Genomic DNA, 17,216 nt, shown 5'->3' with positions numbered 1-17,216 from the left:
CGACCAGTATGCCGGTGCCCCGCCCGCACACCCGGTGGGTGATCCACCGCCACGGCCGCCACCGCTGCCCCGGACATCAGGTCACGAATGGCTCCGCGGACACACCTCGTCAGTGTGCGGTTGCGTGCAAAGAATCGATGGCGGCCCGGAGTTTGGTCGCGGCTTCCCCGGCGACGGGGGCCAGCGCTGGTTCTCCGGTGACCTGAACCATGACGTCCGGGTTCATGGCCTCGACGAATACGTCGGCATCGTTGTCCGGGTCGCGGCGGACGACGACGTTACAGGGCAGCAGGAGCCCGATCTGGCGGTCGATTTCGACGGCACGGTGGGCCAGGGGTGGATTACAGGCGCCGAGGATCAGGTAATCCTCCATCTCGAGGCCGAGTTTGGTTTCGAGGGTGGCGCGCATATCGATTTCGGTCAGGACACCGAATCCCTGTTCGGACAGGGCCGCGCGGGTGCGCGCTACGGCGTCGTCGAAGGTGGTACCGGTCAGCGTGGTCGAAAGCGCCGGGCCGGCGGCGGTGTCGGTCATCGTCTGTCCATCTCCTCTCTCGATCTTTTCCTTGCGTGGTGCCCGGCGGCCGGGTCCAGGCAAGCGCGAGGAACAGCTTCTCCAGCTCGTCGACAATCGACGGGTTGCTGTCCTCGTCCTGGCGATCGAGGCATTCGCGCAGGCAGGTGGCGACAATGCTGCCTCGATCATATCGACCCTGCATCGACTGTGATTCCCCGCGGTCCTGGGGTATAGCGCATACCAACCGAAGCGCGTAGTCACTGTTCACAGGCGACATCATCCACAGACGCAAGGAGTACTCATGGCCACTCTCCACTTCAGCGAAACGGCCGACGCGACACCCGAACAGTTCGTCGCGGCACTCACCGACTTCGGCCCCGGGCGCGAGCAACTGTTCGGGAACAGCACCGACGAATACCTCGAGGTGCACAACCGTGGCCCCACCGACGCCGACGTCACGGAGGGGTCGCACGGTATCTGGGAACGCCTGCACTACGACTGGTCCGACCCCGGCCGCGTCGTCATGACAACGACCGACTCCAACCTGTGGGGTGGTCACTCGGGCCACACCTACACCTTCACCGCCCGCCCCGACGGTAGGACCGAGGTCGACGTCGTGGTGGTGCGCGAGGGCAAGAACCTCAAGGGCCGCGCACTCGGAGCCGTGGTCGGGACCGTCGGCCAAGGCATTCTGCGAAATGCTTTCCGGAAAACGGTCCAGGCCGTAGACGCTCGTGGCAGCGGAACGGACCAGATCTGAGGCCGGACCCCTCCGGAACCGTCCGGCCGACGAAACCGGCCAGGTCCGAACCGGGCTCGCGGGAGCGCGGTCGGTGAAGTCGGCGCCGCGTCTCACCGCTGCCCAGCGCCGGGCTTGGCGTCGCGTTCAGGCCCAGCCGACAGCGCCTGTTCGACCGCCCACCGGACATACTCCGGCTGATCTAGACAACTTTGGCGGAGATCAGCAGATTCCAGATCTCACCCTGGTCGACGACCTCGACGCCGAGTTTCTCCGCCTTGGCCAGCTTGCTGTCGCCGACCCCCGCACCGGTGATCAGCAGGTCGGTATTCGCCGAGACCGAGGATGCCGCCGTCGCGCCCGCCTTCTCACACAGGCGCTGGAACGTGGGGCGAGCGACCTTCTCGCCGGAACGTGGGTCGCTGAGAGCGCCGGTGATCACCACCGTCTTACCGTCCAGCGGCGCACCGGCCGCGACGACCGGCGGCAGGTCTTCCGCACGCACATCCAGGCAGACACCCGCCTGTCGCAACCGCTCCAGTTCCGGGCGCAGGCGGGTGAGGTGTTCGACCAGGGATGCGGCGACCTTCGGCCCGATATCCTCCACCGCCACCAGTCGTTCCTCCCCCGCGTCGGCGACCTCCTCCAGGGAACCGAACCCCGCGCGGGCCAGGCGGGCGGCGGTGCCGTCCGAGGCCATCGGGATCGCCAGGCCGATCAGTGCGCGCCGCAGACCGACCTCGCGGCTGGCGTCGATCGAATCGATCATGCGCGCGGCGGAAACCTCGGCGATGCGGTCGAACTCGAGCAAACGCTCCTTGGTCAGCGTATAGAAGTCCGACGGCCGTTCCAGGATGCCCGCCTCGGCCAGGCGTTCGATCCACACCTGCCCGATGGCGTCGATATCGGCTGCCGCCCGCGAGGCCCAGTGGATGAGCCTGCGCACCGTCTGCGCGGGGCACGAGACGTTGGTGCAGAACAACTCCCGGCTGTTGCCCTGTTCGGTCACCGGTTGCGCGCACGAGGGACAGGCGGTGGGTGGCACGATCTCGCGCTCCTCGCCCGTACGCCGGGAGGCGTCGAGCACGCCGGCCACGAACGGGATCACATCGCCCGCGCGACGCACCAGCACCGTGTCACCGACCTTGATATCGCGCGCGCGGATCACCTGCTGGTTGGCCAGCGTCGCTTTCGTGACGGTCGTGCCGCCCACGAACACCGGCTCCAGCCAGGCGACCGGGACGATCTTGCCCGTTTTACCGACGTCCCAGACCACATCGTTGAGCAATGTGGTCTTCTCCTCGGCGGCGAATTTGAACGCCAGCGCACCGCGCGGACTGCTGGAACGGGTCCCCGCGGCGGCGTAGGCATCGCGGTCGGCCAGCCGCAGCACCGCACCGTCGATATCGTAATCCAGGTCGTTGCGCCCCTGCTCGATCGCGGTTATCGCCGCCTGAGCCTGCTCGGCGCCGGAGCACAACCGCATCTGCGCACCCGCGACCCCCAGCGCCCGCAGGCCCTCCTCGAGATCGACGGCGGCGCCACCGTCCGAGGTGTCCAGGTCGAAGCCGAAGAACTGCAGCCGCCGCTGGGCTACCGTGGCCGGATCCTTGGCCCGCAGTGTGCCCGCGGCGGCGTTGCGCGGGTTGATCAGCGGTTTGTCCGGGTGCGCGGTGTTGTAGGCGAGGAAGGTCGAACGCAACATCACCGCCTCACCACGCAGCTCCACCCGCCCGGGGACGTCGATCCGCTCCGGAACACCGTCGACCAGCGCGCGGACCAGCACGGTCACGTCGTCACCGGTGGTGCCGTCACCGCGAGTCACGGCACGCACCAGCCGGCCGTCCTCGAAGACCACCGACAGCGACAGGCCGTCGAGCTTCGGCATCACCACCACCGGCTGACCGGGGAAGCGGTCGAAGAACGCCGCCACCTGCTCGGACGTGGTCGCCTTCTCGAGCGATAACATCGGCCGGGAGTGCCGGATCGGGGCGTGCAGCACCGCGGGCGCACCGACCTGATCCAGCGGATTCGGGTCGGGCGTGAGATCGGGGTGCGCCTCGATCAGGCCACGCAGCTCGTCCTCGAGCGCGTCGAACTCGGCGTCCGCGACCAGCGGCGAGCCCTGATAGTAGGCGTCACGCAGCACCACCATGCGATCCGCGAGCTCTTGGATATGTTCCCCGATTTCCACAACACAGGACGCTACCGAAGCCCACCGACACCTCCCCACGGCGCGCCGACCGCGGGGTTTCGGCTCCCCGGAGGACCCGCGTTCGTTCACAGGCACCCGGTCGGGTCGCCGAGAACACCTGAAAATTCGCCCGGGTCCGCGGGCCACGGTGGAGAAGTGACGGTAGGCCCCACGGCGCCGGGGCGCTCGGCATCGCCGCTCGAAGCCGAGGCAGCAAAATGGTCGGTGATGAAACTTCCCGAGCTTCCCGATTTGCCCATTCGCGACGTTCTCGAACATGTCGCCGGAACGCTGGCCGAACGCGGGACCGCTGTGCTGGTCGCGCCGCCGGGAACCGGGAAAACGACCCTGGTGCCCTTGGCGCTCGCGGCGGGTGTCGCGGGGCGGGTGCTCGTGGCCGAGCCGCGGCGGCTGGCGGCTCGGGCCGCGGCCGGGCGGATGGCTGCTCTACTGGGCGAGACGGTGGGCGAAACCGTAGGTTACTCGGTCCGCGGGGATCGGAGAGTAGGGCGGAATACCCGGATCGAGGTCGTTACCTCGGGGCTGCTGGTACGGCGGTTACAGGACGATCCCGAGTTGGCGGGGGTCGACGTCGTCCTGCTGGACGAATGCCACGAGCGGCATCTCGACGCGGATCTGCTGCTGGCGTTGCTGCTGGACGCACGGGCCGGGTTGAGGCCGGATCTGCAGGTGCTCGCCACGTCGGCAACTCTTGCGGCTGAACGTCTTTCGAAGATTCTGGGTGGCGATCGGGCGGCGCCGGTGGTGCGGGTCCAGGGTCGCACCCATCCCGTGGACACGACATATGTTCCATCGTTGCCGCGGGAGCGGATCGAAGCGCAGGTCGCGCGCGTAACCCGAACCGCACTCGCCGGAACCGACGGCGATGTACTGGTATTCCTGCCCGGGGCAGCCGAAATCCGCCGGACGGCAGCACTTCTGGCCGATCTGGACGGCACGGATGTCGTTCCGCTGCACGGCCGGCTGTCCACGGTGGGGCAGGATGCGGCATTACGTTCCGGATCTCGCCGGCGAGTGGTGTTGTCCACCGCGGTCGCGGAGTCCAGTCTGACCGTGCCGGGAGTACGGGCGGTGGTGGATTCCGGTATGGCCAGGGTCCCCCGCATCGATCGGGCGCGGGGACTGTCCGGGCTCGCGACAGTCCGCGTCTCGGCGGCGGTGGCAGAGCAGCGGGCCGGGCGGGCCGGGCGTGAGGCTCCGGGTCGGGTCTGGCGGTGCTGGCCGGAGTATGAGCACGCCACACTGCCCGCCTATCCGGAGCCGGAGATCCGGACGGCGGACCTGACGCGGCTGGCGCTCGAACTGGCCTGCTGGGGTACGGCCGATGGACACGGTCTCACCTGGTGGGATCCTCCGCCGTCCGGCGGGCTGAGCGCGGGCCGGGAGGTACTGCGCGGGCTGGGAGCCGTGACGGGAGACGGTGAGGTGACCGGCCGTGGGCGGCGTATCGCCCGGATCGGATTGCACCCCCGGTTGGCACGCGCGTTACTCGACGGCGCGGCCGTGGTCGGCGCAGAGGCGGCCGCGGAGGTCGTCGCCGTCCTCGACGACGACACCCATATGTCCGGTGTCGATCTCACGGCAGGCCTACGGGTTCTGCGGCGCGAGCGGCCGGCACGCTGGCGCCGGGAGGTCGAGCGGCTGGCCCGATCGGTCGAGGGGCCGGAGGGGACCGATGATCCGGCTTTCGTTGTCGCACTTGCTTATCCGGAACGTCTGGCGCGCCGGCGCGGACCGGGTTCGTCCAGCTATCTCATGGTCGGCGGCACCGCGGTGACGCTGCCGCCCGGCTCCGGAACAGGCGACCCGGAGTGGCTGGCGATCGGCGTCGCGACCCGTGATCCGGGTCGTTCCGAGGGATATATACGGTTGGCCGCGGCCGCCGATGAACAGTTGGCGCGACGTGCCGCGTCGAGCCTGCTGACCACCGCCGACGAAATAGATTGGATCGACGGCGATGTGGTCGCCCGGCGGATCGAACGGCTGGGTGCGATCACCTTGTCGGAGAAACCGATTCGCGAACCCGATCGCCGGTTGCTCGGCGCCGCGGTGCGACGCGGGCTCGACTCGACCGGTGTCGGCCTGCTGTCCTGGAATTCGGAGGCGATCGCTTTACGTCAGCGCCTCGACTTCCTGCACCGCACCCTCGGCGACCCGTGGCCGCCTGTGGACGACGAATCGCTGCTCGCTGCCGCCGATACCTGGCTGGGGCCCGAACTCGCCGCCGCCCGCCGCCGCACCGACCTCGAACGCATCGACACCGGACAAGCCCTGCGCCGCCTGCTCCCCTGGCCCGAAGCCGCCCGGATGGACGATATGGCTCCGGAACGTCTGGAGGTCCCCTCCGGGAGCCGTCCGCGCCTCGACTACTCGACCGACCCGCCGGTGCTCGCGGTCAAAGTGCAGGAAGTCTTCGGCTGGGCAGACGCACCGCGCCTGGCCGGCGGCCGCGTCCCGATTTTGCTGCACCTGCTCTCCCCCGCCCAGCGCCCGGTCGCGGTCACCGCGGATCTGGCCTCCTTCTGGCGCACCGGCTGGCCCCGGGTCCGCGCCGACCTCCGCGGCCGCTACCCCAAACATGCTTGGCCGGAAGACCCGACCTCAGTGCCCGCCCATCGGGGCACTGCCCGCAACGCGGGCCGCGACCGGCCGAGCTCCCCGCGGTGACTCCGGCGCCGAGGTTGTGCCGTTCGAACAGCACGACCTCGGTAGCGCGGTGCCTACGGGGCGATCCTCAGCGTCGTACGGGTTCGTCGATCAGTTCGGACGGGGCCTCTCCCGACGCGAACGCGGCCACCGCGGCCAGCTCTGCTCCGACCGACTCATGGGCCTCGTCACCGTCGGCGGACCCGGTTGCCGTCTCCTTCCCGCGACCGTCGGTGAAGAACGAGAAGACCGCACCGAGCACGCAGCAGACGAGCGCGAAGGTGAAGGCGGCGCTGAGGCCGTCGGAGAACGGATCGCTGATCAGGTGCGGGAAGAACTCCAGACCGGTCAGGTGATCGATACCGGCCTGCGGCAGCCCGTGCAGCGCGTCACCACCGACCTGCGCGATGGGGTTGTAGCCGAGGAACGCCGCGAACAGGATGGCGACCGTCGGCAGCTGGGCGATCCCCTGAGCGGATGCGTCCGGCATACCTCCCGCGGTCAGGCCGTCGAACATCGCGGTCGGCAGGTGCGCGCTCAGACCGGCGATCATCAGCGAGAAGAACAACCCGATCGAGAGCACCATCGACGCGTTCTGGAATGTCGTCATCATACCGGCGCCCGACCCGCGTGAGGTGGCCGGCAACGAGTTCATCACCAAGGCGCGGTTCGGTGAAGAGAACAGGCCCTGGCCGATACCGTTGATCAGCAGGATCAGCGCGAACATCCCGTAGGCGAAGTCGACAGGGAGGGCGATCAGGGCACCGAAGGTCGCCGCGGTGATGAGCATTCCGGATGTGGTGAACCATTTGGCACCGAGCCGGTCCGACAGCGCGCCGGAGAGCGGGGCGCTGAGCAGGAAGCCGACTGTCATGGGCAGCATGTAGATACCGGCCCACAGCGGAGTGCGGGAGTAATCGAAGCCGTGCTGCGGCAGCCAGATGCCCTGCAGCCAGATGATCAGGATGAACTGCAGACCGCCGCGGCCGATCGACCCCATCAGGTTGGCGGCGTTACCGAACGCGAACGAGCGGTTCCGGAACAGCGACAACTCGAAGAGCGGACTGTCGACCTTCGTTTCGATGTAGACGAACACGCCCAGCACGACGACACCGCCGATGATCGCGGCCAGCACCCAGGGGTTACCCCAACCCATATCGGAGCTGCCGTAGGGCTGGATGCCGTAGGTGATGCCGACCAGGATCGAGACCAACCCGACCGCGAACGTCAGATTGCCCCACCAGTCCATCTTCGCCTTCTTGCGGACCCCGGTGTCGCGGAGTTTCAGATAGGCCCACACCGTGCCGATGACACCGAACGGGACGGACACCAGGAAGATGTAGTGCCACTGGATAGGCGCCAGCACACCGCCGACCAGCAGACCCAGGAACGAGCCGGAGATAGCCGCGACACCGTTGATACCCATGGCGAGTCCGCGCTGGTGGGCCGGAAACGCGTCGGTGAGGATGGCGGAGCTGTTCGCCATGAGGAAGGCGCCACCGACGCCCTGGATGATCCGCCAGGCGATCAGCCAGATCGCCGCTTCGGAGCCGTCGAACCAGGTGATCGCCAGGAAGATGGAGGAGATGGTGAAGATGGCGAAGCCCATGTTGTACATCCGGGCGCGGCCGAACATATCCCCGAGGCGGCCGAAGCTGACCACGAGCACAGCGGTGACGACCAGGAATCCCATCATCATCCACAGCAGATAGCTGGTGTTCCCCGACTCGAGGGGGTTGAGGCCGATCCCTTTGAAGATATCGGGCAGCGCGATCAGCACGATGGACGAGTTGATCGTGGCGATCAGCATGCCCAGGGTGGTGTTGGAGAGCGCGATCCACTTGTAGTTCGGACCTGGATCCGCGGAATCGGCGGCAGATAATCGTGCGCTGGCAGAGGTCATGGGTGGTTCCTTCGAGCAGGTGGTCCAGTAGTGACTGCAATGCGCGACGCCATTGTCGGCGCGTATCCGGGGGCTAGGTCTTCCCGAGCGCATCGGCCAGGATGGTGAATCCTCGGCTGACCGTCTCCCGGTCCTCCGGCGGGAGGTTCTCGATGGCCGCGGACAGCAACAGTGCTTTCTCGGTCCGGGTATGGGCGATCAATTCGATCCCGACCGGTGTCGGGACCAGCAGGCGGGCGCGCCCGTCGTCGGGGTCGGGGGTGCGCTCGATGTAGCCCCGGTCCTCGAGGACGGTCACGAGACGAGAAATCGTCGGTGCGGAGACAGATTCCCGCTCGGCCAGAGCGGACAGCCGGATCGGCGCGTGGTTGATGATCGTCCACAGCGCCGAGGCGAGACCGGCGCTGAGATTCCGGCTCTGACCGCGGGTGCGCAGCGTTCGGTTGATCCGGGTGAGCAGGTGATACAGGGTCGCGACTTCGGCGGGGGTGCCGAGCTCCTCGGTTGTGGAGGTGTTCTCCATCGCGTCCATCTTTCGTCTGTCCGATCACAAGTGATAGCTGATTCGCCACACAAGAATAGTTGTTTCTACTAAGTAATCAAATAGTACCTCGGCGGCGATCCGCGGATTACGCGTGGTGCCGGCCGCCGCCCCGTGGCGACCCGGTCCACGCCCATCCGGACGAAATTTCTGTTCAAATAGATCGGTGATGTATCGAATTTCGAAGGGAACCATGACGTCTGGAAAATGGCGGGTCGCGGGAGCGGCCGGAGCCGTGGTGGCAGCGCTGGCGGCGGTGATGATCCCGGCGGCGACCAGCTCGGCCCAGCCGGTCCTCTGCACCGCGGAGACGATGAGCCTGAGCACCCGTGAGCGGCCGTCCGACTCTCCCGGCCAGGCCACGCTGGAGCTCATCCTGACCAATACCTCCGCGCAGAGCTGCGCTGTACAGGGATTCCCGGGCGTCGAACTGGCCGGCCCGGACGATCCGACCTTCGGCCCGACCTACCAGCTGCCCCGCCAGGAGGTGAACTTCGCGCCGGCGGTGGTGGCGCCGGGCGCCGCGGTAAGCAGCGTGCTCACCTATCTGCCGGGTCCCCCGGACGGCTGGGTCCCGTCGACGATCACCGTCACCCCGCCGGATACCACCACTCAGCTCCAGGCGCCGTGGCCCGCGGGCGTGAGCGTGCAGCGCCAGGACGGCGCCACCCACCCGGGCACCTATATCGGCCCGCTGCTGCCCGCGGCCTGAATCACCTGTTACACCGCCGCGCCGACCTCGGTCGGCGCGGCGGTTCGCCTTCGGAACCGACGCCCGGTAGCGCCGGATGTGCTCGCGCCGCCCCGTCGCCGACATCGGCGGTCCGGCCGGCAGTGTGAGCGATACTGCGTTCCGCGCGACACGATCCGCCGCAGGCAGGCCGGACCGGAGAGCTATGCCGGGAACGGGTACCGGCTGTCCAGCTCGAGATTCAGCTCCACCACCTGGACGGTCGGCTCGCCGAGGAATCCCAGGGGGCGCTCCGAGGTGTGCACGGAGACGAGTTCGCGCACCTGAGCCTCGGTGATCCCGCGTGCTTCCGCGATCCGCGGTACCTGGATTGCCGCGTATTCCGGCGAGATATGGGGATCCAGACCGCTGCCGCTGGCTGTTACCGCATCCGCGGGGACCTGCGGGTCGGCTGGGGCGTCACCGCGGATGGGCACCATCCGCCCGTGCGAGTAGTCCCCTCCCGGTTCCGCGCATTCGACCCGTACACCGTGGTACACGGACAGGAACGGCCGTGCCGGGCACGCCTCGTTGACGCTGACGACCCGAGTCGGTGCGGTCACCTCACCGCGGGCGTCGCGTGGCCCGTCCACCGAAAGTACCGATCCCACACCACCTTCCGTGCAGAACGGCCGGCCCCCGTCGACTCCTTCCCGCTCCCCGATCTCCTTGCTCCGGGTGCATACAGTGGTCAGCAAACCGGGATCGTCCGGGGCGTCGACGATACTTTCCGGCCCCAGATTGGAGGCGGAGGTGGACAGCGGGTCGTATCCGTCCCCGGCCGCCGACGGCCGACTCTGGAAATACTGCACCAGTGCCGTGCCGTCGGTGCCGGTGAACGACTGGCCGATCAATTCGGAGCCGACCACGGTGTCCCGTGCTTCGATCAACGACCCATCCGCCTTGTCCCGAAGGCCCGGGACTTGCGCGACAGCGAAAACCGCTACGGGATAGACGATTCCGGTGATCACGGTGAGCACGAGCAGCGCGCGTAGCGCGGCCAGATGCTGCCGGACCCAGGTCGATAAACGCATATCAGGACATCCCCGGGAGAAGTTGGACAACGAGGTCGATGAGTTTGATGCCGAGGAACGGCGCGATGAGGCCGCCGAGCCCGTAGATCGTCATATTGCGGCTCAGCAATTTCGACGCATTGGCCGGCGTGTAGTCGACACCGCGCAGCGACAGCGGGATCAGCGCGATGATGACGAGTGCGTTGAATATCACCGCGGACAGGATCGCCGACTGCGGGCTGGCGAGACGCATGATGTTGAGTGCGTCCAGGCCCGGAAATACCGCGATGAACAACGCCGGGATGATCGCGAAATATTTCGCGATATCGTTGGCGATCGAGAATGTGGTGAGCGCACCACGGGTGATGAGCAATTGCTTTCCGATTTCGACGATTTCGATGAGTTTGGTCGGATCGGAGTCGAGGTCGACCATATTGCCGGCCTCTTTGGCGGCGGATGTGCCGGTGTTCATCGCGACACCCACATCGGCCTGGGCCAGCGCGGGGGCGTCGTTGGTACCGTCGCCGGTCATCGCGACCAGACGCCCGCCGTCCTGTTCCTTCTTGATCAATTCGAGCTTGTGTTCCGGCGTCGCCTCCGCCAGGAAATCGTCGACCCCGGCCTCGTCCGCGATGGCCTTGGCGGTCAGCGGATTGTCGCCGGTGATCATGATCGTGCGGATGCCCATCCGGCGCATTTCGTCGAAACGTTCCCGCATCCCCTGTTTGACCACATCTTTGAGGTGGATGACACCGAGCAGCCGGGCGTTACCGTCCGCGATCTCCCCGACCACCAGCGGAGTTCCACCGGCCGCGGAGATGCCGTCGACGGTGACTCCGATATCGTCCGGGACACTGCCGCCGTGACCGCGGACCCATTCGATAACGGCGCCGGCCGCGCCTTTACGCAGCTGATGCCCGTCGGAGAGGTCGACGCCGGACATGCGGGTCTGCGCGGTGAACTCGACCCAGGTGGCGCCGGCGAGTTCGCCCGGGGTGCGTTCGCGTTTGTTGAACGCTTGTTTCGCGTACACGACGATGGAGCGGCCTTCGGGTGTCTCGTCGGCAAGACTGGACAGCTGGGCCGCATCGGCGAGTTCGTCGTCCGGAACACCGGGCGCGGGAACGAATTCCGAGGCCTGACGGTTTCCCAGGGTGATAGTGCCGGTCTTGTCCAGGAGCAGGGTGTTCACGTCACCGGCGGCTTCCACCGCGCGCCCGGACATGGCGAGGACGTTACGTTGCACCAGCCGGTCCATCCCCGCGATACCGATGGCCGACAGCAGCGCCCCGATGGTGGTCGGGATGAGGCAGACCAGCAGCGAGACCATGACGATACCGGTCACACCGTGACCGTCGAGGGCGAGAGTATCCGGCACTCCGGGGTTTTCGGCCTTCGTGAAGATCGCGAGCGGTTGCAGCGTGACGACGGCGAATACGAAGATGATCGTGAGTGAGGCCAGCAGGATGTTCAGCGCGATCTCGTTCGGTGTCTTCTGCCTGCTCGCGCCCTCGACGAGAGCGATCATCTTATCGATGAAACTCGCACCGGGTTCCTGGGTGATCCGGACGACGATCCGATCGGACAATACGGTGGTTCCGCCGGTCACCGCGGAGCGATCACCGCCGGATTCGCGGATCACCGGCGCCGATTCGCCGGTGATAGCCGATTCGTCCACCGAGGCGATCCCCTCCACGACATCGCCGTCCCCGGGAATGACCTGCCCTGCCTCGACCACGACGATATCGCCGCGCCGCAGCTCCGGGGCCGCGACTTCGTGCTCGACGACCGGACCGCCCGGCGTCCAGTCGGTCAGCCGGCGCGCGATGGTATCGGTTTTGGCCTTGCGCAGCGTATCTGCCTGCGCCTTGCCACGACCTTCCGCGACGGCTTCGGCGAGGTTGGCGAAGACGACCGTGAGCCATAACCACACCACGATCGCCCAGCCGAAGAAGCTGGGGTCGGCGACAGCCAGTACCGTCGACCAGACCGCGCCGATCTCGACGACGAACATGACCGGATTGCGCCACATGGTGCGCGGGTCGAGTTTGCGTATCGCGTCCGGCAGCGAGGACAGCAGCATTTTCGGATCGAGCGCGCCCCGGGGCCCCTGCCGTCGGTTTCCGCGGTTCCGGCTTTTCGGCCCCGCATCCACGGCAGTATCGCCGCGGCCGGGAACTTCTGTGTGGCTGGTCATTTCAGTGGATTCCCTCGGCGAGCGGCCCGAGCGCGAGCGCGGGCAGGAAGGTGAGCGCGACCAGGATCACCGTGACACCGACGACCATGCCGACGAACTGCGGCCGGTGCGTCGGCAGGGTGCCGATCGACGCGGGAGTCGTGCCCTGCCGGGCCAGTGAACCGGCCAGCGCGAGAACGAAGATGATCGGGAGAAACCGGCCGAACACCATGGCAAGACCCAATGCGGTGTTGTACCACTCGGTGTTGCCGGTCAGTCCCGCGAACGCGGAACCGTTGTTGTTCGCCGCCGAGGTGAATGCGTAGAGCACCTCGGACAGTCCGTGCGGGCCGGAGTTGAGCATGCCGTCGCGCTGGCCGGGCAACGCCATGGCGATGGCGGTACCGGTCAGCACGATGAGCGGGCTGATCAGGAAGTACGCGGCGGCGAGTTTGATCTGGCGCGGTGTGATCTTCTTGCCCAGATATTCGGGCGTCCGGCCGACCATCAACCCGGCGACGAATACCGTGATCACCGCCAGGACGAGCATCCCGTACAGGCCGGAGCCGACACCGCCGGGCGCGACCTCGCCCAGCTGCATGTTGAACATGGTCATCATGCCGCCGAGGCTGGTGTAGGAGTCGTGGAAGGAGTCGACAGCGCCGGTCGAGGTCAAGGTGGTCGAGGCCGCGAACGTCGCGGAGTCGGCGACGCCGAAACGCTGCTCCACACCCTCCGTGGCCGCGCCGATCGCGGTGGGCACGGTGCCGTGGTGACGCAACTGGAAGAAGTTGGTCAGCGTCACGCTGACCAGCGCGACGGTGGCCATCACCGCCGCGACGGCGTAGCCCTGTCTGCGGTCGCCGACCATTCGGCCGAAGGTGCGCGGCAGCGAGAAGGCGATCACCATGAGCAGGAATATCTCGACCCAGTTCGTCCACGCGGTGGGGTTCTCGAACGGATGAGCGGAGTTGGCGTTGTAGAAGCCGCCGCCGTTGGTACCGAGTTCCTTGATGACCTCCTGGCTCGCCACCGGTCCACCGGTGATGGTCTGTTGACCACCGGTCACCGTCTGTGCGATCCGGTCGTGCAGGTGGAAATTCTGGATGACGCCGCCGGCGACGAGGACGATCGCGAATACGAACGCGATCGGCAGCAGTATGCGGACGGTGCCACGCACCAGATCCACCCAGAAATTGCCCAGATCACCGGTGCGGGTCCGGGCGAATCCGCGCACGAGCGCCACGGCGACGGCCATACCGACCGCCGCGGAGACGAAATTCTGCACGGCGAGCCCGGCCATCTGCACCAGGTGCCCCTGGGTGGATTCGCCGGAATAGTTCTGCCAGTTGGTATTGGTGACGAAACTGACGGCGGTGTTCCAGGCCAGCGCCGGCGTCATCTCCGTACCGGGGTCGCCGAGGTGCAGCGGCAGTTTGCCCTGCACCAGCTGCAAGAAGAACAGGAACAGGATGCTGACCCCGGAGAACGCGAGCACGCTGCGGGCATATATCGCCCAGCTCTGTTCGACCTCCGGGTGCGCGCCGATCACCCGGTAGATCACGCGTTCGGCTCGCGAATGCCTGGTACCGGTGTAGACGCGATACATGTAATCGCCCAGAGGTACGTGCACGAGCACGAGCGCTACCACCAGGGATGCGATGAACACGATCCCCGCTGTTGTCGTATTCAACCTAGAACCTCTCGGGGAAGAGCAATGCCGCGAACATGTAGATCGCGACGGAAACGGCGAGCAGCAGGCCGATCAGATTCGCGATCACAGCTTCTCCACCCCCCGCTGGATCAGGCCCAGCAGCGCGAACACCGCGACGGTAAGCACCGTGAACACCACGACAGACATCTGGCCAACCTCCATCTCACGCCTCGTCGAGCAGGCACCCGGTGAGTCAAGCCGTTACCGGAAGTGCGTCCCAGCGTCTTTACGGGCCTCTAGCGGTTCGCGGCCCCGAATTGACGTTTCGCTGACAGACCGGCCGGTATCGGGTGCAAGAATGCCGTCAGAGCAGGTATTCGCAGCGTCAATACACCGTAAAGAGCGGTTTCCGCATCGCGGGCCGGAGCTACGGTGCGTACAACCGAGAGCCGTGCCGGCGCGCTCCGGCCAGAAAGGATCACGATGGCGGTTGTCACGCGCGGCACCGGCGCCCCGGGGTGATGCCGGTGCCATCGACAGGCGAGGGGGGCAAGCGCGGACAGCTGCGCATCTACCTCGGCGCCGCGCCGGGTGTCGGTAAAACGTACGCGATGCTCGGCGAGGCGCATCGCCGGCTCGGCCGTGGCCGCGACGTGGTAGCCGCGATCGTGGAAACGCACGGCCGGTCCGCGACCGCCGCACTTCTCGACGGTATCGAGCAGATACCACCCCGGACAGTGCGATATCGCGGCACCTGGTTCTCCGAGATCGATATCGCGGCCGTTTTGCGACGCGCCCCGGCGGTTGTCCTGGTCGACGAACTCGCCCATACGAATACGCCCGGCAGCGGTAACGACAAGCGGTGGCAGGACGTCGAAGAACTGCTCTCGGCCGGTATCGAGGTGATATCGACAGTCAACGTTCAGCACCTCGAGAGCCTCAACGACGTCGTCGAGCAGATAACCGGGGTCCGGCAACGCGAGACCGTTCCGGATTCGGTGGTTCGTGCGGCGAACCAGGTGGAACTGGTCGATATAACTCCGGAAGCATTGCGCCGCAGGCTTTCTCATGGTTCTATCTACGCCGCCGACAAGGTCGACGCGGCATTGCGTAACTACTTCCGTCCCGGAAATCTCACCGCGCTGCGCGAGCTCGCCCTGCTCTGGCTGGCCGATCAGGTGGATTCCGCCCTCGCGAAGTACCGATCCGACCACGAGATCACCGAACTGTGGGAGGCACGCGAACGGGTCGTGGTGGCGGTGACCGGCGGGCCGGAGTCGGAAACCGTGATCCGCCGGGCCGGCCGTATCGCGATCAAAGCGAGTGCCGAGCTCGTACTCGTCCATGTCGTACGCGGGGACGGCCTCGCCGGCGTATCCGCCGAACGGCTGTCCCGGCTGCGCGAGCTGGCCGGCAACCTGGGCGCGTCGATGCATACGATCACCGGCACCGACGTGCCGTCCGCACTGCTGGAATTCGCGCGGGAGGTGAACGCGACACAGTTGGTCCTGGGGACCTCCCGGCGCTCCCGGTGGGCACGGATCCTCGACGAGGGAATCGGGGCTGCCGTGGTGCAACAGTCGGGAAAGATCGATGTTCATCTGGTCACCCACGAGGAGGCGAATCGCGGCACCCGGTCGGTACTGAACGTGCCCCGGCGGCGGATTCACGCGTGGATCGCCGCTGTCGTGGTGCCCGCGCTGGTGTGTGGAATCAGCATCCTGCTGTTGGACGGCCCGCTCCAGCTGGGCGGGTTGAGCGCGGTGTTCTTCGTCGGTGTCGTCACCGTGGCATTGCTCGGCGGCGTCGTGCCCGCCGCGGTTTCGGCGATGCTGTCCGGTCTGTTGCTGAACTGGTTCTTCGCCGATCCGCGCTACAGCCTGACGATCGCTCAGCCCGACAGCTTCGTCACCGTGGTCGTATTGCTCTTCGTCGCGGTGGCGGTCGCCGCGCTGGTCGACGCCGCGGCCGAAAGAGCGAGGCAGGCACGCCGGGCCACCCAGCAGGCCGATCTACTGACCCTGTTCTCCGGCGCGGTGCTCTACGGCGCGGATCTGACCAACTTGCTCGAGCAGATCCGGGAAACCTACGGCCTGCGCGCGGTCAGCCTGATTCGTGGTGAGCAGGTGGTCGCGGCGGTGGGTATCGATCCGCCGTCCCGGACCGGCGAGGCGGAGAATTCCGTCCAGGCCGGTGATGCGGCGAGCCGGCTCCTCCTGGCCGGACGCTCCCTGGCCGCGATCGACCGGCCCGTACTCAACGCGGTCGCCAACCAGGCCGCCGGACTGGTCCGGCAGGAGGAACTGGCCGAGGAAGCAAGCGCGGCGGCCGCACTCGTCGAAGCCGACCGGTTGCGTCGCGCGCTGCTCTCCGCGGTCAGCCACGATCTGCGCACTCCCCTGGCGGGCGCGAAAGCCGCGGTGTCGAGCCTGCGCAGCGACGAGGTGGAATTCTCGGCCGACGATACCGCCGAACTGCTCGAGGCCATCGAAGAGTCGGTGGACCAGCTCACCGCACTGGTCGGCAACCTCCTCGATTCCTCGCGACTCGCTGTCGGTGTGGTGACTCCGCAGCTACGGCGTGTGTACCTGGACGAGGTCGTGCACCGGGCACTGGTGAGCGTGGGTATGGGGGCCCGCGGCCCGCGGCGCGCCGAGGTCGATCGGGTGAGAACAGAGGTCGCTGATGTGCACGTGTTCGCCGACGGCGGCCTGTTGGAGCGGGTCATGGCGAATCTGATCGATAACGCGCTGCGGCACGGGTCGCGGCAGGCTCCCGTGCGCGTCGTGGCGGAGCGGCACGGCCGGTACACGTCCATCACGGTCGTCGATCACGGCCCCGGTGTCACACCGGGAACCGAGGACCGATTGTTCGAACCGTTCCAGCACCGCGGCGATCGCGACAACACCAGCGGTGTCGGCCTCGGCCTGTCGGTTGTCAGAGGGTTCGTGGAAGCCATGGGCGGAACGGTTCTCGCGGAACCGACGCCGGGCGGCGGCCTGACCGTCATCGTCGAACTACCCACGGACGATCCAGAACCGGCCGACGACGGTGAGCAGCACTCCCCGCCCTCCGCATGACA

At 67.1% G+C, this 17,216-nt stretch carries 13 protein-coding genes; 4 read left to right on the top strand and 9 right to left on the bottom strand.

Annotated elements, in window-relative coordinates; translation table 11 throughout:
- Positions 1-109 precede the first annotated feature (109 nt).
- Positions 110-535 carry a DUF302 domain-containing protein gene (locus ABZ827_RS03465; RefSeq protein ID WP_357232242.1) on the bottom strand — a complete coding sequence of 142 codons (426 nt, stop codon included), beginning with the start codon at positions 533-535 and terminating at the stop codon, positions 110-112.
- A 283-nt stretch (positions 536-818) separates the two neighbouring features.
- On the opposite strand from ABZ827_RS03465, the gene ABZ827_RS03460 reads away from it, so the two are divergent.
- Positions 819-1,277, top strand: coding sequence for a hypothetical protein (locus tag ABZ827_RS03460; RefSeq protein ID WP_357232239.1), 459 nt, complete (start codon positions 819-821; stop codon positions 1,275-1,277).
- 181 nt (positions 1,278-1,458) lie between these two features.
- Here the strand turns inward: ABZ827_RS03460 and ligA are convergent, their stop codons facing one another.
- Positions 1,459-3,450 (bottom strand): NAD-dependent DNA ligase LigA, encoded by a 1,992-nt coding sequence (gene ligA / locus ABZ827_RS03455; RefSeq protein WP_357232236.1) that lies wholly within the window; start codon positions 3,448-3,450, stop codon positions 1,459-1,461.
- Between the two features lie 228 nt (positions 3,451-3,678).
- Between ligA and hrpB the strand changes: the two genes are divergently transcribed.
- A complete protein-coding gene (gene hrpB / locus ABZ827_RS03450) occupies positions 3,679-6,138 on the top strand; it encodes an ATP-dependent helicase HrpB (protein WP_357232234.1) in 2,460 nt (819 codons plus the stop codon).
- A gap of 67 nt (positions 6,139-6,205) precedes the next feature.
- Here hrpB and ABZ827_RS03445 read toward each other — a convergent pair whose 3' ends face one another.
- Positions 6,206-8,020, bottom strand: coding sequence for an MFS transporter (locus ABZ827_RS03445; protein WP_357232231.1), 1,815 nt, complete (start codon positions 8,018-8,020; stop codon positions 6,206-6,208).
- Positions 8,021-8,093: 73 nt separating this feature from the next.
- Positions 8,094-8,552, bottom strand: coding sequence for a MarR family transcriptional regulator (locus tag ABZ827_RS03440; RefSeq protein ID WP_357232229.1), 459 nt, complete (start codon positions 8,550-8,552; stop codon positions 8,094-8,096).
- A gap of 202 nt (positions 8,553-8,754) precedes the next feature.
- Here ABZ827_RS03440 and ABZ827_RS03435 point away from each other — a divergent pair, with 202 nt between their 5' ends.
- Positions 8,755-9,273 (top strand): DUF4232 domain-containing protein, encoded by a 519-nt coding sequence (locus tag ABZ827_RS03435; protein WP_357232226.1) that lies wholly within the window; start codon positions 8,755-8,757, stop codon positions 9,271-9,273.
- 182 nt (positions 9,274-9,455) lie between these two features.
- Here ABZ827_RS03435 and ABZ827_RS03430 read toward each other — a convergent pair whose 3' ends face one another.
- The 5 genes from ABZ827_RS03430 to ABZ827_RS03410 all read right to left on the bottom strand — a co-directional run bounded on the left by ABZ827_RS03430 (position 9,456) and on the right by ABZ827_RS03410 (position 14,356).
- Positions 9,456-10,325, bottom strand: coding sequence for a potassium-transporting ATPase subunit C (locus ABZ827_RS03430; protein ID WP_357232223.1), 870 nt, complete (start codon positions 10,323-10,325; stop codon positions 9,456-9,458).
- Position 10,326: 1 nt separating this feature from the next.
- Positions 10,327-12,387 carry a potassium-transporting ATPase subunit KdpB gene (gene kdpB / locus ABZ827_RS03425; RefSeq protein ID WP_357234435.1) on the bottom strand — a complete coding sequence of 687 codons (2,061 nt, stop codon included), beginning with the start codon at positions 12,385-12,387 and terminating at the stop codon, positions 10,327-10,329.
- Between the two features lie 115 nt (positions 12,388-12,502).
- A complete protein-coding gene (gene kdpA, locus ABZ827_RS03420; RefSeq protein ID WP_357232221.1) occupies positions 12,503-14,173 on the bottom strand; it encodes a potassium-transporting ATPase subunit KdpA in 1,671 nt (556 codons plus the stop codon).
- Position 14,174: 1 nt separating this feature from the next.
- Positions 14,175-14,261, bottom strand: coding sequence for a potassium-transporting ATPase subunit F (locus ABZ827_RS03415; RefSeq protein ID WP_357234432.1), 87 nt, complete (start codon positions 14,259-14,261; stop codon positions 14,175-14,177).
- Positions 14,258-14,356 carry a potassium-transporting ATPase gene (locus ABZ827_RS03410; protein ID WP_357232218.1) on the bottom strand — a complete coding sequence of 33 codons (99 nt, stop codon included), beginning with the start codon at positions 14,354-14,356 and terminating at the stop codon, positions 14,258-14,260. The genes ABZ827_RS03415 and ABZ827_RS03410 overlap by 4 nt, the downstream gene beginning before the upstream one ends.
- A 305-nt stretch (positions 14,357-14,661) precedes the next feature.
- On the opposite strand from ABZ827_RS03410, the gene ABZ827_RS03405 reads away from it, so the two are divergent.
- On the top strand, positions 14,662-17,214 hold the full coding sequence (locus tag ABZ827_RS03405; RefSeq protein WP_357232215.1) for a sensor histidine kinase KdpD: 2,553 nt from the start codon (positions 14,662-14,664) through the stop codon (positions 17,212-17,214).
- The last annotated feature ends 2 nt before the right edge of the window (positions 17,215-17,216 follow it).

Origin of the sequence: Nocardia sp. NPDC019395 (assembly GCF_040632335.1) — a bacterium.
Lineage (GTDB): Bacteria > Actinomycetota > Actinomycetes > Mycobacteriales > Mycobacteriaceae > Nocardia.
Note: the sequence above shows the minus strand (reverse complement) of the source record. Positions and strands in the feature narration are given on the sequence as shown.